This window comes from Paenimyroides viscosum (assembly GCF_003858535.1).
GTDB classification, from domain to species: domain Bacteria; phylum Bacteroidota; class Bacteroidia; order Flavobacteriales; family Flavobacteriaceae; genus Flavobacterium; species Flavobacterium viscosum.
Genome location: NZ_RQTJ01000004.1, coordinates 57,123 through 81,650, shown reverse-complemented (window position 1 = coordinate 81,650; position 24,528 = coordinate 57,123). Strand labels below are relative to the sequence as shown.

The window sequence follows — 24,528 nt, the reverse complement described above, 5'->3', positions numbered from 1 at the left end:
AATATTATCTAAAATTGATATAACTCTATTTTTTAACTATGATATCAATCTCTATTTGAACTGTATCTTGCCAATTACCTTGTGTTCCGCCGTGATTACCATCTTTTATATTGGAATTCTTAAATGTAATCGTATAATTTCCTTCTTGGGTAAATTTAATTTTGCCTTCACTAATCAGATATTTTTCAGAGGATGATGTTATTCCTTTTTCTGTTATGGTAAAAGATGTTTCAATTCCATCAAACTTTCTTTCTTCACTAAAATCAACTATCTCACCAATATTTATAAGAATTGATTTTAATACTTGTCTTCCAAAAATTCGACTAAAAGGAGTCGCTACTTTATTTATTTTATATAAATCGGATAATTTTAATGAATTATTGTAACAGTTCAACTCTCTGATAGAATTTCCATAGTCCAAGCCAATTGATGAGTTTTTGATTATATTCAGATTGGTTAATTTATTATTTTGACAATTTAAAGAATATAAATTGTCACTACCTGTTACATCTAAAGAGGTTAAATGATTAAAAGAACAATTTATAGTTCGTAAATAAGGTAACTTCTGTATTTCCAAAATTAAAAGTCTGTTATTACTACAATACAAAGTGTGTAATTTTTCGCAAGTGTTTAAATTTAAAACTTTTAATAAATTCCCATTGCAATTCAAAATAGTCAATTTCTTATTTTTACTAAGATCCAGCTTTTTTATTTTATTATTATCACATCCTAAAGTTTCTAAGTTGACGTTATTAGAAACATCTAAAATCGATAATTGGTTTATACTACAAATTATATTTTTTAATGAGAAACCTTTTGATACATCTAAGTGAATTAATTTCGACCCTCTAATGTACAAATCGGTAAAAAAACAATTATCTCGAACACTTTTAATAATTACAGTATACTCATTATCATCATGATAATTATGCCTTAATAAATCCCTTTGATTCCCTAACATCTTTTCAACAATTCCGTCACCCCAATCAATAGTATATTCTTCATTGAAGGTTGCTGTTAATTGAAAATTTTTATGTCCCCCTCCTTCCCATGTAAAACTAATAGTCTCATTCGCAAACAATCCCGTATGAATTAAAACTAATATCAATGTAATTATGATGTCATATCTCATTTTATTTGTACTTTAAATTTTAATTGATTAAAAATACAAAAAAAGAGGAACTATAAAAGTTCCTCTTAAATTCATTTATCTGTCATTATATTTTTTGAATACAAATTCAATTACCCACACTTAGACGATCCACAGTCTTTACACGTTAAACAACCTTCTTGATACATTAAGTTGGTTGAATTACAGTTGCTGCATTTTTGCCCAGTAGCTTCGGTACCGTCTGGAACAAATCGTTTTAACGCTCTGGCAACTCCGTTTTTCCAAGTGTTGATCGATTCGTTATCTAATTGCAGAGAATTAATTAAATCTACCACGTTTTCAATTTTCATTCCGTGACGTAAAGTTCCAGAAATTAATTTGGCATAGTTCCAAAACTCTGGATCAAAACGATACGATAAACCTTCAATGGTTGTTTTATAACCGCGTTGGTTTACGTATTGAAAATCGTAACGTGTATTTCCGTTATCTTCTTTATTTTTAATAATAAAACCTTCGTTTACCCAACGTGGAATTAAAATTCCGTCTTCGTCATCGGCTAAACCGGTAAAAATTTCATACGGTTGATCGTCGATTTTTCCAATAAAAGCAATCCATTTTTCTTTATTATTTTGGAAACGAACTACATCGGCTTCTAAAACTTGCGGGCGTTTTGTTGGAAAAGTAGTTTCTTTTGTTTCTACTTCTTCTTTTTTATCTTCTTTTTTATCGTTTGAAATCAATACACCAGAACGAGATCCATCGCGGTAAACGGTTACTCCCTTACATCCAACTTCCCATGCTTTCATATATAATTGACCTACCAATTCTTCTGAAACATCGTTAGGTACATTGATGGTTACTGATATAGAATGATCTACCCATTTTTGAATGGCACCTTGCATTTCTACTTTGCTGATATAATCAACATCGTTTGAAGTAGCTTTGTAATAAGGTGATTTTTCGATTAATTCGTTGATTTCCTCGTTTGAGTAATTGATAGACGTATCGATGCCGTTAACTTCCATCCACATTTTAAATTTATGGTGGAATACTACATATTCTTCCCAAGAATCACCTAATTCATCAATAAAATCAATGCGTACATCTTTATCATTCGGATTTACTTTTCTTCTGCGTTTATAAACAGGTAAGAAAACAGGTTCGATACCCGATGTTGTTTGCGATAAAATAGAAGTTGATCCTGTTGGGGCAATGGTTAATAAGGCAATGTTTCTACGACCGTACTCTTGCATATCGTTATATAAAGCCGGATCGTTTTCTTTAATGCGCAGCGCAAACGGATTATTCTCTTCACGTTTGGCATCGTAAATTGCAAAAGCACCACGCTCTTTAGCCATTTCTACCGACGAACGATACGCAGCCAATGCCAATGTTTTGTGAATTTCAACAGAAAATGCGTTTCCTTCTTTAGATCCGTAACGAATACCTAAACCAGCCAACATATCGCCTTCTGCAGTAATACCCACTCCGGTTCTACGACCTTCGTCTGCTTTTTTACGGATTTCGATCCATAAATTGCGTTCAATACGTTTTACTTCTACTTCTTCAGGATCTTCGTCGATTTTTTGGATAATGGTATCGATTTTTTCTAATTCTAAATCAATAATATCATCCATCATACGTTGTGCAATAGCTACGTGGTTTTTGAACAATTCAAAATTAAAAGACGCCTCTTTGGTAAACGGATTTTCAACATACGAGAATAAATTAATCGCCAATAAACGACAAGAATCGTACGCACATAATGGAATTTCGCCACAAGGGTTTGTTGATAAAGTTTTGTAACCTAAATCGGCGTAACAATCTGGCAATGATTCATTAATAATAGTATCCCAAAATAAAATTCCTGGTTCGGCAGATTTCCATGCGTTATGCACAATTTTTTTCCATAAATCGGCTGCCTGAATGTCTTTTGAAAATTTAGGATTTTGAGAAAATATAGGATATTTCTGTGTATAAGCTGCGTTATTGCGAACCGCTTTCATGAACGAATCATCGATACGAACCGATACGTTGGCTCCGGTTACTTTTCCTTGTTCTAACTTGGCATCAATGAATCCTTCGGCATCTGGATGGTTGATGGATACAGACAACATTAACGCACCACGACGACCATCTTGTGCTACTTCGCGGGTTGAATTAGAAAAACGCTCCATAAAAGGAACCAATCCTGTTGATGTTAAAGCTGAGTTCTTTACTGGTGATCCTTTAGGACGGATGTGTGATAAGTCATGCCCTACTCCACCTCTACGTTTCATTAACTGTACTTGCTCTTGATCGATCTTCATGATGCCCCCATAAGAATCGCTGTCGCCATTGTTACCAATTACGAAACAGTTTGATAATGATGCAATTTGAAAAGGGTTGCCAATACCAGTCATTGGGCTACCTTGAGGAATGATATAGGTGAAGTTTTTAATCAAATTAAACAACTCTTCTTCACTCATTGGGTTTGCGTATTTCGATTCCACACGAGCAATTTCAGAAGCAATACGTTGGTGCATTTCATCTGGTGTAGATTCGTAAATATTTCCTTCCGAATCTTTCAACGCATACTTATTAATAAATACGGTTGCGGCTAATGTATCGCCTTTAAAATATTCGGTCGAAGCTTTTATCGCCTCGTCATAAGTGTAGATTTTTCTTTGATTTGCAACTTCTATTTCCATATCCTAATTCTTTTTTCTGTGTTAACAATACTATTTTTCTGTACAAGAAAATGATCAATCCTTTTAAATTCAACCCTTTAAAAGAGTATCACTTTCTTGTTTTCAACTTTCTAAAATTACAAACTTTTTTTACATTTCATATTAATTCAATAAAAATATTTTTTTAAGTTATAAACAACTGTTGAAAACTACTAAAAACACAAAATTTACAAATAAATAACATCAAAAAACTAATAATCAGTAAATTACATATTTTTATAATACAAAAAGTTTACAAATAATTACAACAAGAAACATTAGTAAGGTAATAATTGTTTTCAAAATTAAAATTATCTATAAAAAAGTTATCAACTAATATTGTTTATAACTATATGCTTATTTTTTGTTTTTTTATTGTAAAAACAGATACTTTTACTACATCAATTATCTGTCGTATAAGAATCAAGTGAAAACCTTGAACTGTTGCGCAACTGTAAATAAGAATGATCTTATGAGTCAGACCTTAGGCAGATAATAGACGTTGCTTTCGCACAAAAAGTAAATGTCTGAAATTTGCCTTTCCTTATTATTTATGAAACGCTTACTTCGGAATTTACTTTCTATTGTTTCATTAAATAATATTAAGTTATGAGTATTTTCACTAAACGGATTAATTACAAACCTTTTGAATATCCTGAAATTTTAGAGTTTACCAACGCTATTAACCGATCGTTTTGGGTGCATTCTGAAGTTGATTTTACGGCAGATATTCAAGACTTTCACTCACATTTATCATCCGTAGAACAGGAAATTGTAAAACGCAGTCTGCTTGCTATTGCTCAAATTGAAGTGAATGTTAAAACTTTTTGGGGTAATTTGTTTACGCATTTACCAAAACCAGAATTTAACGGATTGGGTAGTACGTTTGCCGAATGTGAATTTCGACATTCCGAAGCTTATTCCCGATTATTAGAAGTATTGGGTTTCAACAATGCCTTTGAAAAAATTATTGACATACCGGTTATTAAAAAACGGATCGATTATTTATCAAACGCTTTAAAACACTCAAAAGCCGATAATAAAAAAGACTATCTAAAATCGCTGATTCTGTTCACTATTTTAATTGAAAACGTGTCGTTATTTAGTCAGTTTGCTATTATTTTATCGTTTACTCGCTTTAAAGGAGCCATGAAAAACGTGAGCAATATTATTGCGTGGACATCGGTAGACGAGCAAATTCATGCCAATGCAGGCATTTACATCATCAATAAAATAAAAGAAGAATTTCCTGATTATTTTGATGCCACTTCAATCAACGAAATAAATACCATTGTAAAAGAATCTATTGAAATTGAAAGCGAAATATTGGATTGGATTTTTGAGTGGAGCGAATTAGAAACCATATCAAAAGAAAATCTATTAAACTTCATGAAATTTAGATTAGATGAAAGTTTAAAACAAATTGGTTTGGAAAAGATTTTTAATATTTCTGAAAAAGAGTATCAGCCAATGATTTGGTTTGAAGAGGAAATTTTTGCCAACAGCCTTGATGATTTCTTTGCCAAACGACCTGTTGACTACACCAAACACGACAAAAGTATAACTGCTAACGATTTATTTTAACAGAAGTATTTAGACTATTACGAATTTTATCCCAACCTAGAATATATAAGATTTTCGTCAGTTCGAGCGAAGTCGAGAACTTATAATTCAAAAACTTCTCGATACATTTTTCTATCGAAAACTCACTCGTAATGACGAATTTACTAAAATCTATATCGATTATTTAAAATATAAAGAAAAATGGAAAGATTATGGTGGCTTAACGAAGAAAGCGAACAAATATTAAACCGAGGATACCTTTTAAAAGGCGAAACTCCACAAAAAGCAATAGAACGTATAGCAAATGCAGCAGCCAAACGCTTATACAAACCCGAATTAGCCGAAGCTTTTATTGAAATGATCGAAAAAGGCTGGATGAGCCTGTCCTCGCCTATCTGGGCAAACATGGGAACCGAACGCGGATTACCCATTTCGTGCTTTAATGTGTATGTTCCAGATTATATCGAAGGAATCACTCATAAATTGGGCGAAGTAATTATGCAGACAAAAATTGGCGGTGGAACTTCGGGTTATTTTGGTGAACTGCGCGAACGCGGAAGTGCCGTAACCGATAATGGTAAAAGCAGTGGCGCCGTGAGTTTTATGAAATTGTTTGATACCGCAATGGATACCATTTCGCAAGGCGGCGTTCGTCGTGGGGCATTTGCTGCTTATTTAGATATAGATCACGACGATATTAAAGAATTTTTGGATATTAAAAACATCGGAAATCCTATCCAAAATTTATTTACAGGCGTTTGTGTGCCCGATTATTGGATGCAAGACATGATTGACGGCGATATGGAAAAACGAGAAGTTTGGGCAAAAGTGTTAGAAAGCCGTCAGCAAAAAGGATTGCCTTACATCTTTTTCACAGATAACGTAAACCGAAACAAACCAGAAGTTTACAAAGACAAAGAAATGCGCATTTATGCTAGTAACTTGTGTTCAGAAATTGCCTTGCCTTCTTCTAAAGATGAATCGTTTGTATGTTGTTTATCATCAATGAATTTAGAATTGTATGATGAATGGAAAGATACCGAAGCTGTGAAGCTGGCAACTTATTTTTTAGATGCCGTAATGAGTGAATTTATTGAAAAAACCGAAGATAATTATTATCTAAAATCGGCTAATACTTTTGCTAAAAACCATCGTGCATTAGGTTTAGGTGTTATGGGATGGCATTCGTACCTTCAGAAAAACAGGATTGCGTTTGAAAGTTTAGAAGCTAAAATGCTTACTACTAAAATTTTCAAAGAAATGGAAGAAAAAGCCCTAAAAGCATCACAAGATTTAGCTCGAATTTACGGAGAGCCCTCTGTTTTAAAAGGATATGAAAGAAGAAACACTACTTTATTAGCCATAGCTCCTACCACTTCTTCATCGGCAATTTTAGGACAAACTTCTCCGGGAATCGAACCGTTTAGCAGTAATTATTACAAAGCCGGTTTGGCAAAAGGAAACTTTATGCGTAAAAACAAATATCTTAAATTATTACTGCAAGAAAAAGGAATTGATACAGAAGAAACCTGGCGGAGTATTATGTTAAACCATGGCAGCGTACAACATTTAGCAGAATTAACCCAAGAAGAAAAAGAGGTGTTTAAAACGTTTAAAGAAATTAGTCAGTACGAAATTATTTTGCAGGCATCTATTCGCCAAAAATATATTGATCAGGCACAAAGTTTAAACATCAACATTCCGTCTAACCTTCCAATAAAAGAAGTAAACCGTTTGTTAATAGAAGCTTGGAAATTAGGTGTAAAAACGTTGTATTACCAACGCAGTCAAAGTGTATCAAAAGAATTTGTGAATAATCTGGTGACATGTACAAGCTGTGAAGCCTAACAAATTACAATTCATTTATGTATCTTAATTTCTTAGATAAATTCATAAAAATAAAATATTTATAAAAACAAATACACCAAAAAGCGTTCAAAAAAACGTAATTTGTATGGATTAAAATCATTAAAAAATGACATTAGAAGAAAGAATAAAAAACAGCGAAACACGAATTTTTAAGGCTGTTTTCCCAAACACAACCAATCATTACGACACCCTTTTCGGCGGAACGGCAATGCACATGATGGACGAAGTTGCCTTTATTACCGCTACCCGATTTTCTCGACAAATTATGGTAACGGTTTCTTCTGATAAAATAGATTTCACCAAACCAATTCCAGCAGGAACAATCGTTGAACTTATAGGAAAAGTTACACATGTTGGTAACAAAAGTTTAAAGGTTTCGGTTGAAATTTATATCGAAGAGATGTACAGCGATGTCCGCTATCAGGCAATAAACGGTGAATTTACTTTCGTTGCTTTAGATAAAGATAAAAAGCCAACAAAGGTTATTAAAGAATAGTAAAAAGGCTGTCTAACATTTAAGACAGCCTTTAATTTTTTACATAAACTTTCCTAATATCCAATATAGAATAATAAACACAATAATGGTTCCAAAACAGCCAAAACCAGCTTTTTTGGCGCCCCAACCTGCTAGTAACGCTCTTAATAAATCTTTCATACAATTTAATTTTTAATTAAATATATGAAAAATATTTATTTGTTTTCAAACTTTTTTACTTCATTCCAATAAATGTCTAATTCTTTTAATGGTAAATCGCCTAATTGTTTATTGTCATTACTAATAAGTTCTTCCATTTTTGTAAATCGGTTAATAAACTTATTATTGGTTTTATTCAATGCCTCTTCGGGATTTATATTACAAAAACGAGCGTAGTTGATTAGCGCAAACAATACATCGCCGAACTCTTGTTCTTGCTTTTCGAAATCGTTATTATCAACCTCAACTTTAAACTCATTCAGTTCTTCTTCAACCTTTGCCCAAACATCTTCTTTATTATCCCAATCGAATCCTACACCTTTTACTTTATCTTGAATGCGAAATGCTTTTATTATTGCCGGAAGCGATTTTGGCACGCCGCTTAAAACAGATTTGTTGCCTTCTTTCAACTTTAATTTTTCCCAATTCTCCAGAACAGCTTTTTCATCTTCGGCAACGGCATCGCCATAAATATGCGGATGTCTGCTTATTAATTTTTCACTGATTCCTTTACACACGTCTTCAATATCAAACGAATTGGTTTCACTGCCAATTTTAGAATAAAAAACAATGTGAAGCATCAAATCGCCTAATTCCTTTTTAATTTCGGTTGTATCGTTATCAGAAATGGCATCGTTCAATTCATAAACCTCTTCAATTGTCAAGTGTTTTAACGATTGAAAGGTCTGTTTTTGATCCCACGGACATTTTTCACGTAAATCGTCCATAATATCTAACAATTCTTCGAATGCTTTTAACTGCTGTGCTCTGTTGTTCATAATAAAACGGTGTAAAAAAACCGGCAAAATGCCGGTTTAAATATTATTCTTTATCTTCTGTTTTCTTTTTAGGCGCGCGTTTAGCTTTAGGTTTTTCCTCAGTTGCTTCCACTACTACCGCTTCTTCTACACTTTCGGAATTGTTAATTGTAACCGTACCTGTTGTTGTTACTGCCGGTGCTGTTAAATTTGCAATGTAATTTGCTTTTTGTAAAATGTTGTACCAGTTTAATACTTTTTTAATGTCTGATACATATACGCGGTCGCGGTCAAAATCAGGAACAACTTCGCCAAAATAAGCTAACAAATCGTTGTTAGTTGCTTTGTGATCTAAAGCCGGTCCGTTATTTTCTTTGGTTGCAATTTTAGCAAAAACTTCGAATAATTTTAATTCGGCTGTTTCTGTATAAATAGAAATTTCTGATAACAAGCTTACATTACTACGTAAACCAACTGTTAATCTTTTTCCATCAATTAATGATTCTGCAATAAATCCTGATCTTGTTTGGATTTTCAATTCGTATAATCCTGGTTTTCCAGATATAGCTAAAACTTTCTCTACGCTCATTATTTTATTTTTTTCAAGGTCACAAATATCTTAATTAGAATTTAATATCCAAAATTATCGGCCTTTTTTGTTGATAAATTTCATTTTATAATCGGGATAAACTTTCCCTTCCATAATATTTTGTAATCGTTTGCTGTTTAATTTCTTTTTTAGTGTAGAAATTTTATCGGTAAACAACACACCTTCAATATGGTCGTATTCATGCTGAATAACACGTGCGGCGTATCCTGAAAACTCTTTAACATGTTTTTCAAAATGCTCATCGTAGTATTCAATTGTAATATTGGGTTTGCGGTACACGTCTTCACGAACACCCGGTATGCTTAAACATCCTTCGTTAAAAGCCCACTCTTCCCCTTCTTCTTTCAAAATTTTCGCATTTATAAAAGTGCAATTAAAATTTGCTAGAAAATCGCGTTCTGCTTGTGATAGGTCTTCGTCTTCGCCAAATGGTTTTGTGTCTACAATAAATAAACGAATGGGCAAACCTATCTGCGGTGCTGCTAAGCCTACACCATAAGCATGATCCATTGTTTCGTACATATTGTTTATAAGCTCTTTAAGCTGCGGATAATCTTTAGAAATTTCTTCGCATTCTTTACGTAAAACCGGATCGCCGTAACCTACAATAGGTAGTATCATTGTTTCGTATTTTAAATATTGATGCAAATTTACAAAATATAGTAAAGTTTGCACCCAATTAATTAACTTTAATGTTTGTATAAGTGCACTTTTTATTTAATACTATTTTTATAATGTTTGATAAGTTAATTTTAAAACTTGGTGACAATCAGTTTTATAACGCAATTAAGATTACGTTTACTGCTATTGTTGCCTTTTTTATTTTTTATAGTTCTGCCGATTTTACTGCTGCCTTTACTGTTACTTTAGGCGCTTTACTTTGTGCACCTATTGATATATCGAGCAATTTTAAACATAAAATTATAGGTTTACTGCTGGTTTCTGTACTTATACCCATTATATCGTTCTTACTTACTTTTACGTATGCTTATTTTTTAGTTTTTACAGTAATATTCTGTGTCTTTGTTTTTCTATCGGCGTTTATATCACTTTTTGGTCACAGAGCTAACTTATTATCATTTACCTTATTATTAACGATTAGTTTATCATTCATTCATCATGACGAGCCCGAAAAAGTTTTAACGAATTGCTTATATCTTTTGTTTGGCGGTTTGTTTTATACATTGATATCGATTATTTTTTACTTAATTAAACCAAACCGATATATAAATTTAGAAGTTGCAGAATGTATTGAAACTACAGGCGAATATTTAGAGCTTAGATCGCAATTATGGATTAAAGATGCCGATAGAGAAAAAATTCAACGCCAAATGCTTGAAAAGCAGATTAGAATTAATGAATTACATGAAAACATTCGCGAATATTTGGTATATAATAAAGCCCGCACATTAAACTCTAACAACAATCGTAAACTACTTGTTGCGCTTTCGTCATTGCTAGAAATTTTAGAACTGGCTATGACAAATACCTTCAATCATAAAGAATTTATTGCCTTTTTTAAAGACGACGATTCTATTGTAGCGGAATATAAAACACTTGCTCATAATTTTTCTGTTACTTTAAAAAGTTTGGCTTTTCACATCAAAACAAATAAAAAACATCATTCAACTGGAAATTTAGCAAACGATTTTAAAAAATTGAAACTGCGAATTAACGAATATTTAAGAAGTCATAATATATCTGTTTACAATGAAAATGCCCTAAATGTTAATAATTTACTTTTTTATGCGGATAAACAAATAGAGAAAATAAAAGGTTTAGAACGTGTATACAAAGAACGTGTAAACGCCGATGAATTAAGAGGAAAATACCGCGATTTAGAAAAATTCTTTACACCAGAACATTACCGTTTAAAAACATTTACAGACCATTTAAATTTTAGATCGGCTACCTTTAGATACGCTTTGCGCATTACCGTTACAATGCTTATTGGCTTATTGGTTGGAAATATTTTTAATTTTGAAAACGCCTATTGGATATTGCTAACTATTGTGGTTATTATGCGACCGGGTTATGGTTTAACCAAACAACGATCAACCCAAAGAGTAATTGGAACTTTAATTGGCGGTGTTTTAGGTATTGTTGCTCTTATTTTAATAGATAGTAATATAATTTTAACTGTTTTAGCCATTTTTTCTATGCTATTTGGCTATTGGCTGTCTGCAACCGATTATAAGATAGGTGTTACTTTTGTAACCTTTTATGTAATCTTAATTTACGGATTGCTTACAAACAATGCCGAAACACAGTTGGTTTATAGAATTTTAGATACCGTAATTGGTGCACTTTTAGCGTATTTAACTACACGTTTTGTGTGGCCAACATGGGAATTAAATTCTATGAATATTTATTTAGAAAACTCGTTAAAAGCCATAAAATTGTATATTATAGAAGTAAAGTATTATTACATAAAAAAAGGCGAACCTACCACATCATACAAATTGGCGCGAAAGAATGCGTTTATAGAAGTTGGTAATTTAATGGCGAGTTTTCAACGAATGATTCAAGAACCCAAACGTAAACAATTAAATCGAGTAGAGTTGTACGAATTAACCGTTCTTAGTCAAACCCTAATATCATCGGCAGCAAGTATTGGTACTTACATTCAATTTCATAAAACAACCGAAGCGTCAAAAGCATTTAAACTGGTGATGGATTATATTAACAATAACCTAAGCCAAGCACTACATAATTTAGATTTTGATGCCGAAATTACATCTGATACCGAAGAAGATTACAAAATTAGTATGAGTGAATTAAAAGCAATTCGCAAACAAGAAGTAGAAAAATTAGATATTGACGATGCATTAAAAATTCAAAAATTAGAAGAATCTCAGTTAATCATCGATCAATTAATATGGATGAGCAATTTATCAGAAAAAATTGAAAAAACTACGTTGAAAATGAAATAAAAAAATCCCGAAAGTTTCTTTCGGGATTTTTATTTATTATTGAACAACTACTTTTTTTGTAGCCTTACCTTGATTTGTTGTAACTTCTACAAAATACAATCCTTTTGCTAGGTGGCTGACATCAATAACATTTTCAGTTGCAGTTTTAACCACTTGACCTAAATTATTGTAAATAGTTACGTGTTCTAAAACCAGATTATTTTCTAAACTGATGTTTAAAATATCTGAAGTTGGGTTAGGGTAAATGTTAAAGTTTTGTGATACAAATTCATTGTTTGAAGCTAATTTTGTTAAATCAAAAACACGAACATAACCCTCCCCCGAACCATCTATATCTGAGCGGGTACTTCCTATAGCTACAGTATTACCATCTGCTGAAAGGGAAACACTCCAGCCAAAAAAATCGCCAGCTGATTTTCCATCAATATCATATAGTATTTGTGTCCAAACACCTGCTAAATTTTTAAATATACGCACATGACCACAATCAATTCCATTTCCTATATTAAGAGGTGCACCAACGGCTAAAACAGTTCCATCAGAAGACAATGATACACTTTTACCATGCCAATCATACAAATTTTCACCTAAAATATCGTTTCCTATTTGTAGCCAATTTCCTGAAACATTCTGATAAACACGCACATAATCCATACCATTTTGAAGAGAAGCACTAGAGGCTAATATATTACCATCAGAAGAAAGTGAAACACTAACTCCAAAATTATCTAAAGCTGATTTTCCGTTAATATCATTGCCAATTTGTATCCAATTACCCGATATATTTTGATAAACACGTACATGACCTGAAGACAATCCACTACCATCATTACGAGGTGCACCAATTGCAACAACATCACCATCTGCAGATATAGATATACTTGATCCACTACCATCACTATTATGCTCTCCATCAATATCATTTCCGACTTTTGTCCAGCTACCTGAAATATTTTCATAAACTCTCACATGTCCTGAATCAGAACCATTTCCATCATTAAACGGTGCTCCAATAGCCACAATATTTCCATTTAAAGAAATGGAAACACTGAATCCACTTGTATCTAACGAAGCCTCTCCGTCTATGTCATTTCCAATTTGTGTCCATACACCGGAAATATTTTCGAATATGCGCACATGACCCGAACTTTGTCCATTTCCGCTATTACCAGGTGCTCCTATTGCAACAATGTTTCCATTAGATGAAAGTGAAACACTAAAACCACTCGTATCAGAAGATGATTCGCCATCAATATCATTTCCAACTTTTTGCCACAAACCATTTACATTTTTGTAAACACGTACATGACCTGAACCTTCTCCATTTTCATCATTTAATGGTGCTCCTATTGCAACTACTGTTCCATCAGGTGAAATAGCGACACTATATCCACTTCTATCATCAATAGCTTCTCCAATAATATCTTGCCCTATTTGTACTTGACTATAACCTAAAAAAGGAATCAATAAGAAGAAAAATATTTTTTTGCTCATAATATACATTTTTAGTTAAAAAGTAAATATAATAAAAAAACAGCTCCGTTTTGGAACTGTTTTTAAAAAATATCACAAAATGTAATTAAGAATACATTTTTGTACGTAATTCTTTAATTTTTGGATCGTCTAGATATTCGTCGAATGTCATGTAACGATCAATCACTCCGTTTGGTGTTAATTCCAAAATACGGTTACCAACTGTTTGTGCAAACTCGTGATCGTGTGTGGTGAATAATACCGAACCTTTAAAGTTTTTCAATGAGTTATTAAATGCCGTAATCGATTCCAAATCTAAGTGATTTGTAGGTTCGTCTAACATCAACACGTTTGCTTTAATCATCATCATACGTGAAAGCATACAACGCACTTTTTCTCCACCCGATAATACCGTACCTTTTTTCAAAGCTTCTTCGCCAGAGAAAATCATTTTCCCTAAAAATCCACGGATAAAAACTTCATCGCGTTCTTCTTCTGTTTTTGCCCATTGACGTAACCAGTCAACCAAGGTTAAATCTTCTGTAAAAAAGTGGTGGTTGTCTGCCGGTAAATAAGACTGTATGGTTGTAATTCCCCAATCAAATGTACCTGCATCGGGTTTTACATTGTTGTTTAAAATTTCGTAGAAAGCCGTTGTTGCACGTGAATCTTTCGAAAAAACAACAATTTTATCGCCTTTTGCCATGTTAAAATCAACATCTTTAAACAAGATTTCTCCTTCTGATGAAGCTTGTAAACCTTTAATATTTAAAATTTGATCTCCGGCTTCGCGCTCTTGTTCAAAAATAATAGCTGGATAACGACGAGACGATGGTTTAATATCGTTTACGTTTAACTTCTCGATCATTTTTTTACGTGAAGTTGCTTGTTTAGATTTTGCAACGTTGGCAGAGAATCTGCGGATAAACTCTTCTAATTCGGCTTTTTTCTCTTCGGCTTTTTTGTTTTGTTGTGCACGTTGTTTTGCAGCTAACTGCGAAGATTCGTACCAAAAAGTATAGTTACCCGAAAAATGATTGATTTTTCCGAAATCAATATCAGAAATATGTGTACAAACCGCGTCTAAAAAGTGACGGTCATGCGATACAACCAAAACGGTATTTTCGTAGTTTGCCAAGAAATTCTCTAACCAACCAATTGTTTCGAAATCCAAGTCGTTGGTAGGCTCATCCATTACCAAAACATCAGGATTTCCAAATAAAGCTTGTGCCAATAACACACGAACTTTTAATTTTGGCTCTACTTCGCCCATTAAAGTATAATGCAAATCCTCAGAAATTCCTAAATTCGATAACATAGAAGCGGCATCAGAATCGGCATTCCAACCGTTCATTTCATCAAACTGCAACTGTAATTCGCCAATTCTGTCTGCATTTTCGTCAGAATAATCGGCATATAACTCGTCCATTTCCTTTTTAATAGCAAACAGCACTTTATTTCCCATTAAAACAGTTTCCAAAACGGTGTGCTCGTCAAACATATTGTGGTTTTGGTTTAAAACCGACATACGTTTGCCTGGTTCTAAAATTACGTGACCAGAAGTTGGATCGATATCGCCTGCAATAATCTTTAAAAACGTAGATTTTCCTGCACCGTTTGCACCAATGATTCCGTAGCAGTTACCTTGAGTAAATGTAGCATTTACCTCATCAAACAATATACGTTTTCCAAATTGAACAGATAAATTTGAAACTGTTAACATACTTAAATTTTTTTATAAGTTGCAAATTTACGAAAATATATCCAATTAAAGGCGTGAATTAAGATTAGTTGGAATAAGGCATGTGAGTATTTTACTCAACTTTTCATAAATTTTAACTATAAATTCGTTTTTTCTTAAAATTATATTAAATTTAACTTAATTTGAAATTACAAAATGGTGTTGCCTTAATTTTGATGTTATGAAAACAATAAACATAATAGGTTCTGGTAATGTGGCGCACCATTTGGTGTGGGCTTTCGCTGGATTATCAAATTATAAGATTCAAAATGTAGCGGTTCGTTCTTTAGATAAGGTTACCGATTTTTTTCCGAAAAATTTAATTGTTTCAACGATTGAAGATTTAAAACCGGCTAACATCACTTTGATTTCGGTTACAGATAGTGCCATTGCAGAAGTTTCAGAAAAAATTCCGTACACCAATTCATTGGTGGTTCATACATCGGGAACAACAGCTTTAGAAATTTTGAACGATAAAAACCGAAAAGGCGTTTTTTACCCGTTACAAACTTTTTCAAAAAGCAAAGAAATCAATTTTAAGGAAGTACCGTTGTGTTTGGAAGCTGAAATTGTTGATGATCTAATTGAATTAAAATTGTTGGCAAAAGAACTATCGCACAATGTGTTCGAAATATCGTCAGCTCAGCGAAAAAGTTTGCATGTAGCAGCGGTTTTTGTCAGTAACTTTACCAATCATCTGTATTCCATAGGAAACGAAATTTGTAAGGAAAACAATATTCCGTTCGATATTTTAAAACCATTGATTAAGGAAACCGCTGATAAGATCAATTATTTAAATCCGAAAGATGCGCAAACGGGTCCGGCAATAAGGTTCGATCAAAAAACAATAAAAACACATCAAGATTTTTTACAAAATCAAAACCATAAAACAATCTATAATTTAATTACACAAAGCATACAAGAAAATGTCTAAAAGTTACAAAGAATACCTGAACAACATTAACACGTTTATTTTTGATGTTGACGGCGTATTAACAAACGGAACAATACAAGTTACACAAACAGGCGAATTATTAAGAACCATGAACATACGCGACGGTTACGCAATGAAAGCAGCAATAGAAAAAGGATACAATGTGTGTGTTATTTCGGGCGGATCAAGCGAAGGCGTTAGAGTACGATTAAGAAATTTAGGCATTTACGACATACATTTAGGGGTTATTGATAAGGTAGAAATTTATCAGGAATACATTGATGTGAACAATATTAAACCCGAAAATGTTTTATACATGGGTGACGATTTGCCCGATTACTGGGTTATGCAAAAGGTAGGTTTACCTGCTTGTCCGCAAGATGCTGCGCCCGAAATTAAAAAGCTTAGCAAATACATTTCGCATATAAAAGGTGGTGAAGGTGCCGTGCGCGATGTGATAGAGCAAGTTATGAAGGTTCAAGGAAATTGGCTTGAGCACTTCGAAGCAAAATTTGATTAACAATTAAATACATAAGCTCATGAATGTTCTAAAGAAAGATCAAGCACAAATGATGTTACAAGTAATTGTAGCGGTTTTATTTTTTAGATTTGTTTTGTTTGAATCCTTGATTGATGATTTAGGACTTTCTATGCTTCATTATTTTGCCTTTTTAATTGCCATTGGTTTTATTTTATACGGCGGTATATTGTTGTACAAAATTGTTCTGCAAGAAGAATTTCCAGATAAAACAATTGAAAAAAGCGTTGAAAAAGCGTATTACAAGTATTTAGGTTTTAATGGTGTTGGAATTGGTATTTCATTTTTTGCAGCTAGCGATATAGACCGTACTTATTACTTTGGATTTTTCTTAGGTTTGGCAGCTATACTGTATTTATATATCACACAATGGCGTAAAATTTTAGTGTTTGATAATATTGTTTATTCACTAATAATTTCGTTTCCATTTTTTATATTGATTGTTATGGATTTAATGCCGTCGTTGCAAACAAACGAAGCTTTAGATCCTGTTAAAGATCAACTTCTAAACATATCGCTACAAATTTGTATGGTACTGTGGCTGCTTTATTTCATAAAAACTATTTTGGTAGATTTAAAATTTATGGAATTAGATATTAAACACAGTCGAAAATCATTAGCAACCATTCACGGCAGAGAAAAAGGAGCTAAAAGAACAACCGTATTATCGCTTATTCCGTTAGTGTTGATTGTTTTGTTTTGTGTGATACATTTAAATCTGAACATTTTAATTGGATACATTGGTGCATTGGTAGTACTGCCCTACTTGTTTTATCTGTCTAAACTATGGAATGCCAAAACTACCGAAGATTTTAACCGCATAAACAATATTTTAAACATAATCATTTGGTTAACTATATTTTCTATTGTAGTTTTATTTTTCAATTTAAAATGAAATGATCTTACAAGAAAAATATAACGATTATCAAATAATATTAGCATCAAATTCTCCCAGAAGAAAACAATTTTTAACAGATTTAGGGTTAACTTTTACCATTAAACCTGCTAACGTAAACGAAGAATATCCTTCCCACTTAAAGGGCAAGGATATTGCTTTATATATAGCACAGCAAAAGGCTTCGGTTTTTAATAATTTAGATACAAACAGCATTGTGATTACTTGCGATACCATTGTTTGGATTGATGATATGGCATTAGGAAAACCTGAAAACAGCGACGATGCTAAACAAATGTTACAGCAATTATCAGGTAAAACACATGAGGTTATTAGTGCTGTTTGTATTAAATCAAACCAAAAAGAACAATTGTTTTACGATGTAACCCAAGTAACATTCAACAACTTAAATTCTTTAGATATCACCTATTATGTTGATACCTTTAAACCTTTAGATAAAGCCGGATCGTACGGAATTCAAGAATGGATTGGTTTAATTGGTATTGAAAAAATCAACGGCTCTTATACCAATGTGGTAGGCATGCCTATGGAAAAGTTGTATAATGAATTAATTAAATGGTAATGTTTAACAATTTTCACTTACCCGATTATTACGGAAAAATTATTGCGACACTTATTTTAGTTGTTATCATTTATATTTTAAGATTAATTATTCGCAAGGTTATTTTAAAATTTTCTGAATATTCTTCAAAATCAGACAATCGCAGTAAACTGATCATTAAGTATTTCAATTCACTGCTTAATATCTTGTTCGTAATTTTCATCATCTTAATGTGGGGTGTTGATACCACTCAGCTTTTTGGTTTTGTTGGTGCAGCAATAACTTTTATTGGTGTGGCATTTTTTGCACAATGGTCGGTTTTAAGCAATTTTACGGCAGGTGTTATTATGTTTTTTGCATTTCCCTTTAAAATTGGCGACCGTATAAGAATTCAAGATAAAGATTTCCCTATTGAAGCCGAAATCGATGATATTAAGGCATTTCATACCATATTAATTACAAGTGAAGGTGAAAAAATTTCGTATCCAAACAATTTGTTTTTACAAAAATCTGTAGTGGTTTTGTAGTTTTTTTACAACATAGATTACATAAATTAACAGAATTCTATTGAAAATCTTTAAAATCCTTTAATCTGTGGTTTTAAAATTAATGGCTAGTTACTATACAATATTTATCAAAAAAATGAAAAATAACATTATATATATTTTTTGTGCGTTATTTATGCAAAACATCATTGCACAAAAACCACAAACTCCTACTCCGTCTGAAATTTATTTTAAGATTGAAAAACTAAACGTTTTGGCAAGTGCTATGTACATTGCAGCACATCCCGATGACGAAAATACTCGGTTAATTACCTATTTAACGCATCACGATAAAGCGTACACCAATTATTTGTCGTTAACACGCGGTAATGGCGGACAAAATTTAATCAGTAACGAGTTGGGAACCGATTTAGGTATTATTAGAACCAACGAATTATGGAACGCAAGAAATATAGATGGCGGTAAACAGTTTTTTTCTACTGCCGATGATTTTGGATTTTCGAAACATCCGAAAGAAGCATTTGAAAAATGGGATAAACATTTGTTGTTAAAACAGATGGTTTACATGATTCGCAAAGAGCAACCCGATGTTATTGTAAATAGATTCGATCACAGAACAGAAGAAACAACGCACGGACATCATACCGCATCGGCGCAATTATCTAAACTGACATTTACCTTGGCGAATGATAAAAATTATAAAGATTTATCACAAGAAAATACTGAAATGTGGCAACCAAAACGTTTATTTTTTAATGTTTCGTGGTTCTTTTTTGGCAGCAAACAAGCGTTTGATAAAGCCGATAAATCAAAATACATTCCGTTGAATATTGGTGTTTTTTATAATCAGTTGGGAAAAAATAATCAAGAAATTGCTTCGTTAAGTCGCAGTCAGCATCAATCACAAGGTTTTGGCGATATCTCATCTCGTGGCGAAGAAATTGATTATGTAGAATTAGTTGATGGCGATGCTATAAAAGGGAGCAATTTGTTTGAAGGTGTTGATACAAGCTGGAACCGTATTAAAGGTGGCAACAACATTCAGCCTTTGGTTACGCAATTAATCAACGAATACGATTTTAAAGATCCATCAAAATCGACCAATTTACTGACAAAAATTTATGTTGAAATTGACAAATTACCTGAAACCATCTGGAAAACCCGCAAACAAAACGAGGTTAAAGAACTGATTAAAAACTGCGCCGGCTTGTTTCTAGATATTACTACAAACGAACCTTACACTACGCCAAACGAAAACGTTGATGTTAAGGTTGAAGTTGCCAACAGATCGAACCAAAACATTGTTATTAAAGATGTTATTATTAACAACCAAAAAATAATTGTAGGTAAATCTTTAGCAGATCAGGATGTTTATTACGATTATTTCCAAACAAAATTTACCAATCAAGATTATACAAATTTTAAATTTATCGACAATTTTAACGACTTTAAAAATCAGTTTAATCTAACCAAGAAAAATGAAATTGGTATACAAGTTAATGATGTTTACCTATCTTACACTTTACCTATTCAATACCATTATAAAGATGTGGTAAAAGGTGAAATTTACAAACCATTTCATGTGGTTCCTGCAATTTCGGTTCGATTCAATCAATCAACTTATATTACAAACAACAATCAAAACCAAAAAATAGAAGTTACAACAGACAATTATTCTAAAGAAAATATAAAAGGTTTTTTATCTATTATAAATTCTAAAAATGAAGAAGTTTATCAGAAAGAAATCACTCTGAACGAAAGCGAGAAAAATAATACGATCACTATCAATAAAAACTTTTTAAACGGAACATACCAAGCACATTTCAAACAAAATACAAACACTTACAACAACGAAATAAAATGGGTTGATTACAGTCATATTCCTTTAAACTATTATTTAAAAGATTCGGAAACAAAAGTAGTTTCTTTCAATAAAAGTGTTTTAAAGAAATCAAAAATTGGCTATATTGTTGGTGCTGGTGATGAAATTCCACAGGTTTTAAAAGATGTTGGTTACAACGTAGATTTCATTAATTTAGAAACTGTAAAAGCCGAAGATTTATCAAAATATGAAACAATAATTGTTGGAATTCGTGCATTCAACACCGAAAGTTCTTTAAAAACGAAAAACAAATTGTTGTTTGATTATGTAAAAAATGGCGGAACGGTTATTGTTCAGTATCAAACCAATGTACCTTTAAAAACCGAAGAAATTGCTCCGTACAAAATAAAAATTGGCAGAACACGAATTACCGATGAAAACGCGGTGGTAAATTTTATTAATCCTAACGAAACGGTTTTAAACAAACCGTTTAAAATTACGCAGGAAAACTTTAAAAACTGGGTTCAGGAACAAGGTTTGTATTATGCTGATGATTTTGCAGGAGAATTTCAACCTGTTTTTACATCGCACGATTTTGACGAAAAAGAAACAAACGGCGCACTGCTTATTGCAAAACACGGAAAAGGACATTATATTTATACGGGTTTAAGCTTTTTTAGACAGTTACCTTCAGGAAATACTGGCGCTTTAGAATTATTTATTAACCTAATTGAATTAAAAAATGAGTGATTTTAAATGGATTAAATGGCGAAGAAGCTACAGCATTGTGCTTTTAATTAATGTTTTTTACATTATTCTTTTTTATTTTATAATGCATTTTAGCAATTAATATGGAATTATTAGACTGGATTATACTTTTAAGCACCTTGTTGTTTATTGTTTTATACGGAACCTTTAAAACCCGCGGAAGCAAAAACATTCAGGAATATATTTTGGCAAACCAAAGTACCAATTGGTTTACGGTAGGTTTGTCGGTCATGGCAACGCAGGCAAGTGCAATTACTTTTTTATCGACTCCTGGTCAGGCGTATCACGACGGAATGGGCTTTGTACAGTTCTATTTTGGTTTACCGTTGGCAATGGTGGTTATTTGTATGGTTTTTATTCCTGTTTTCCACAGATTGAAAGTTTACACGGCTTACGAGTTTTTAGAAGAACGTTTCGATTTAAAAACGCGGACACTAGCTTCGGTTATTTTCCTTATTCAACGAAGCATTGGTACAGGAATTACCATTTATGCTCCGGCAATTATTCTATCTTCGATTTTAAATTGGGATCTAACCTCTATCATTGTATCAATTGGTATCGTAATTATATTTTACACCTATTTTGGTGGAACAAAGGCATTGAACATCACTCAAAAGCAACAAGCATTTGTAATAATGGCAGGAATGTTTTTAACGTTCTTTATTATTTTGTTTCGCTTGCCCGAAGAAGTAACTTTTGTAAACGTTTTTAATGTAGCAAAGATCGAAGGAAAATTAGAACTGCTTAATTTCTCGACCGATTTTACTGAAACATACACATTGTGGAATGGTTTAACGGCAGGTTTCTTTTTAATGTTGGCTTATTTTGGAACCGATCAGTCACAGGTTGGTCGATATCTTTCTGGAAAAAGCATCAAAGAAACGCAGATGGGCTTGCTAATGAACGGAATTTTAAAAGTACCCATGCAGTTTTTTATTCTGTTGGTTGGTGTTATGGTTTTTATCTTTTTCCATTTTTATCAGGCGCCATTGCATTTTAATCCGGTAAATACATCAAAAGTAATTAATTCTGAATACAACGAAGAGTACCGTAGTTTGGAAATTCAACTGAAAGATTTATTGAACGAAAAGAAAGAAGTAACGCAGATTTACACCGGACAGTTAAACCAAGGTTTTGAAAACGAAATGTTAGAAGAAAAATTGGTTACTTTAAACGAAAACGAAGTTCAGTTGCGGAAAAATGCCCGCGATATTATTACAAAAGTTGATAGTAAAGCAGAAACTAACGATAAAGATTATGTGTTTATTTATTTTATTTTGAATTACCTGCCACACGGAATTATCGGATTTTTACTGGCAATGATTTTTTCTGCAGCCATGTCAAGTTCAGCTTCGGGACTGTATGCAGTGGCATCAAGTTCGGCAATTGATATCTACAAAACGTACAAACCCAATTTATCTGAAACCCATTATTTAAAAGTTACCAAGTATCTTGTTATTTTCTGGGGAATCATCTGTATTTTGGCGGCTTGTGTTATTACGTTGTTCGAGAATTTAATTCAGTTGGTAAACATCATTGGATCTATTTTCTATGGAACCGTTTTAGGAATTTTCTTAATAGCCTTCTTCTTTAAATATATAAAAGCTAAAGCAACTTTTTGGGGTGCCATTGCTGCGCAAATATTGGTAATATACATTTACTATTTAGACGTAATAAGTTATTTGTGGCTTAATCCAATTGGTGTATTTGCTGTAATAATTATAGGTTTTATTTTACAAACTATATTTAACAAAAAAAATCGAACGTAATGTTCGATTTTTTTTATGTTTTATGTCGTAATTAAATTCCTATTTCAATTTGGAAACGTACATACCAGTTGTTTTTTTGATCGCCCGTATGATAACTTAAATCATCGTAGGTAACTTCTGCCTGAACTTTAAAAGCGTGTTCCCAAATGTATTTTGTTACACCAAAACTATATTGTTTCTGGTTTGGAACATTTAATTTATAAATGGCATCGTTTACGTTTTGTGTAGAAAATCTACCAATAATTTCGTAATGTGAAACCGGAAAAGTATAACTTAACTGATAATCCATACCCTCACCTGCAAAAACATATCGCGTTTCTTGTAAACCATCACTATTCTCACCCACTGTTAACGGATTGTCTGTTGTGCGGTTCATATAAGAAACCATACCCGCCCAACCATTGTATTTACCAATTGCATCTATAAAAACCGATTGTAAATTTCTATTTTCATACAATTTATCTCCTTGTTGACCACGCGCTGCATTGGCATCAAAGTTTTTATGTAAAACACCTGAAAGCATTACTTTTGGTTTTTCTTCACGTTGAATATCTCCTTCAAAATAATCTCCACCTTTCTTAAAAGTACCAAAAGGCAATAATTCTAATTTTCCGGTTAACGCAACATTGTTGTCTTTTCCACTCCAATTTCTACCGTTTCCAGAAGATACTGCTGTTTTTATGTTATATGAAAACTGATCTTTTTGCTGTTGAAAATAATTCGCCTGAAAACCAAAATCACGATCAATATTAAACTGCGCATTATTAATAGATCTATCTGTTAGCTGTAAAGATCCCGATGAATTTACACGTTGACGGTTACCCGGTAACTTTGTTTGTCCGAAAAGAAAACTCCAATTTTTATTTGGGTTATAACTTACAACCGCATCACGTATAATGTTCAAATTTTTACCTTCTTCAATTTCACCAACATCGCCTGGTGAAAAAGAAAGTTGTAAGGCATATTGAAATTTTGGATTACCCACGTATCCATCTAAACGTAAGCGCAATCTTCTAATCTGTGCTTCGTAATTTGATTCTTGTTCTTCATAATCAAAATAAGTTACCCTATTTTGCATTCTAAAACGAATGTTTAACTGAAACAAACTATCTGCCGATGTCATTCCTAATCCTTTACCATAACTGTAATAAGGTAATGAAGAAATCTTTATATCTTCTATATCCTTTTTTGTATCTATTTGGGCATTAACAGCACCAAAACTTAACATACTTAATAAAAAAATAATCTTTTTCATACGTTTTATTAAACTATTG

Annotated in this window: 19 protein-coding genes and 1 riboswitch; of the genes, 11 read left to right on the top strand and 8 right to left on the bottom strand. The window is 32.5% G+C overall.

Annotation, left to right across the window (positions count from 1 at the left end):
* Window positions 1-25: 25 nt before the first annotated feature.
* Both EG242_RS03270 and EG242_RS03265 read right to left on the bottom strand, forming a co-directional pair.
* Window positions 26-1,132, bottom strand: coding sequence for a leucine-rich repeat domain-containing protein (locus EG242_RS03270; protein WP_124898492.1), 1,107 nt, complete (start codon window positions 1,130-1,132; stop codon window positions 26-28).
* Between the two features lie 110 nt (window positions 1,133-1,242).
* Window positions 1,243-3,801: an adenosylcobalamin-dependent ribonucleoside-diphosphate reductase gene (locus EG242_RS03265; RefSeq protein ID WP_124898491.1), complete on the bottom strand. Its 2,559-nt coding sequence runs from the start codon at window positions 3,799-3,801 to the stop codon at window positions 1,243-1,245.
* A gap of 410 nt (window positions 3,802-4,211) precedes the next feature.
* Window positions 4,212-4,351: riboswitch (adenosylcobalamin (AdoCbl) riboswitch) on the top strand.
* A gap of 77 nt (window positions 4,352-4,428) precedes the next feature.
* Here EG242_RS03265 and EG242_RS03260 point away from each other — a divergent pair.
* From EG242_RS03260 to EG242_RS03250, 3 genes are all read left to right on the top strand, one after another.
* Complete coding sequence (locus EG242_RS03260; protein WP_124898490.1) at window positions 4,429-5,403, top strand: ribonucleotide-diphosphate reductase subunit beta; 975 nt, start codon at window positions 4,429-4,431, stop codon at window positions 5,401-5,403.
* Window positions 5,404-5,583: 180 nt separating this feature from the next.
* Window positions 5,584-7,230, top strand: coding sequence for a ribonucleoside-diphosphate reductase subunit alpha (locus EG242_RS03255; RefSeq protein WP_124898489.1), 1,647 nt, complete (start codon window positions 5,584-5,586; stop codon window positions 7,228-7,230).
* A 127-nt stretch (window positions 7,231-7,357) separates the two neighbouring features.
* Window positions 7,358-7,747 (top strand): acyl-CoA thioesterase, encoded by a 390-nt coding sequence (locus tag EG242_RS03250; RefSeq protein WP_124898488.1) that lies wholly within the window; start codon window positions 7,358-7,360, stop codon window positions 7,745-7,747.
* Between the two features lie 194 nt (window positions 7,748-7,941).
* Here the strand turns inward: EG242_RS03250 and mazG are convergent, their stop codons facing one another.
* From mazG to def, 3 genes are read right to left on the bottom strand one after another with little or no spacing between them, the layout of a single operon-like run.
* Window positions 7,942-8,724, bottom strand: a complete 783-nt coding sequence (gene mazG, locus EG242_RS03245) for a nucleoside triphosphate pyrophosphohydrolase (RefSeq protein ID WP_124898487.1) — start codon at window positions 8,722-8,724, stop codon at window positions 7,942-7,944.
* Between the two features lie 43 nt (window positions 8,725-8,767).
* Complete coding sequence (locus tag EG242_RS03240) at window positions 8,768-9,292, bottom strand: DUF5606 family protein (RefSeq protein ID WP_124898486.1); 525 nt, start codon at window positions 9,290-9,292, stop codon at window positions 8,768-8,770.
* A gap of 54 nt (window positions 9,293-9,346) precedes the next feature.
* Window positions 9,347-9,934: a peptide deformylase gene (gene def / locus EG242_RS03235; RefSeq protein ID WP_124898485.1), complete on the bottom strand. Its 588-nt coding sequence runs from the start codon at window positions 9,932-9,934 to the stop codon at window positions 9,347-9,349.
* A 113-nt stretch (window positions 9,935-10,047) separates the two neighbouring features.
* Here def and EG242_RS03230 point away from each other — a divergent pair, with 113 nt between their 5' ends.
* Window positions 10,048-12,246, top strand: a complete 2,199-nt coding sequence (locus EG242_RS03230) for an FUSC family protein (protein ID WP_124898484.1) — start codon at window positions 10,048-10,050, stop codon at window positions 12,244-12,246.
* A gap of 36 nt (window positions 12,247-12,282) precedes the next feature.
* Here EG242_RS03230 and EG242_RS03225 read toward each other — a convergent pair whose 3' ends face one another.
* Together EG242_RS03225 and EG242_RS03220 are read right to left on the bottom strand one after the other, a co-directional pair.
* Window positions 12,283-13,749 carry a T9SS type A sorting domain-containing protein gene (locus EG242_RS03225; RefSeq protein ID WP_124898483.1) on the bottom strand — a complete coding sequence of 489 codons (1,467 nt, stop codon included), beginning with the start codon at window positions 13,747-13,749 and terminating at the stop codon, window positions 12,283-12,285.
* 76 nt (window positions 13,750-13,825) lie between these two features.
* Window positions 13,826-15,442: an ABC-F family ATP-binding cassette domain-containing protein gene (locus EG242_RS03220; RefSeq protein WP_124898482.1), complete on the bottom strand. Its 1,617-nt coding sequence runs from the start codon at window positions 15,440-15,442 to the stop codon at window positions 13,826-13,828.
* A gap of 199 nt (window positions 15,443-15,641) precedes the next feature.
* On the opposite strand from EG242_RS03220, the gene EG242_RS03215 reads away from it, so the two are divergent.
* The 7 genes from EG242_RS03215 to EG242_RS03185 all read left to right on the top strand — a co-directional run bounded on the left by EG242_RS03215 (window position 15,642) and on the right by EG242_RS03185 (window position 23,254).
* A complete protein-coding gene (locus tag EG242_RS03215; protein ID WP_124898481.1) occupies window positions 15,642-16,394 on the top strand; it encodes a Rossmann-like and DUF2520 domain-containing protein in 753 nt (250 codons plus the stop codon).
* Window positions 16,387-16,914, top strand: coding sequence for a KdsC family phosphatase (locus EG242_RS03210; protein WP_124898480.1), 528 nt, complete (start codon window positions 16,387-16,389; stop codon window positions 16,912-16,914). Before EG242_RS03215 ends, EG242_RS03210 begins: the two co-directional genes overlap by 8 nt.
* Window positions 16,915-16,933: 19 nt before the next feature.
* Complete coding sequence (locus EG242_RS03205; protein ID WP_124898479.1) at window positions 16,934-17,827, top strand: UbiA prenyltransferase family protein; 894 nt, start codon at window positions 16,934-16,936, stop codon at window positions 17,825-17,827.
* Between the two features lies 1 nt (window position 17,828).
* Window positions 17,829-18,410 (top strand): Maf family nucleotide pyrophosphatase, encoded by a 582-nt coding sequence (locus tag EG242_RS03200; RefSeq protein WP_124898478.1) that lies wholly within the window; start codon window positions 17,829-17,831, stop codon window positions 18,408-18,410.
* A complete protein-coding gene (locus EG242_RS03195; protein WP_235831857.1) occupies window positions 18,410-18,916 on the top strand; it encodes a mechanosensitive ion channel domain-containing protein in 507 nt (168 codons plus the stop codon). Before EG242_RS03200 ends, EG242_RS03195 begins: the two co-directional genes overlap by 1 nt.
* A 115-nt stretch (window positions 18,917-19,031) precedes the next feature.
* Window positions 19,032-21,467, top strand: coding sequence for a PIG-L family deacetylase (locus EG242_RS03190; RefSeq protein ID WP_158608840.1), 2,436 nt, complete (start codon window positions 19,032-19,034; stop codon window positions 21,465-21,467).
* A gap of 101 nt (window positions 21,468-21,568) precedes the next feature.
* Window positions 21,569-23,254: a sodium:solute symporter gene (locus tag EG242_RS03185; RefSeq protein ID WP_124898475.1), complete on the top strand. Its 1,686-nt coding sequence runs from the start codon at window positions 21,569-21,571 to the stop codon at window positions 23,252-23,254.
* 31 nt (window positions 23,255-23,285) lie between these two features.
* Here EG242_RS03185 and EG242_RS03180 read toward each other — a convergent pair whose 3' ends face one another.
* A complete protein-coding gene (locus EG242_RS03180; protein ID WP_124898474.1) occupies window positions 23,286-24,509 on the bottom strand; it encodes a porin in 1,224 nt (407 codons plus the stop codon).
* Window positions 24,510-24,528 lie beyond the last annotated feature (19 nt).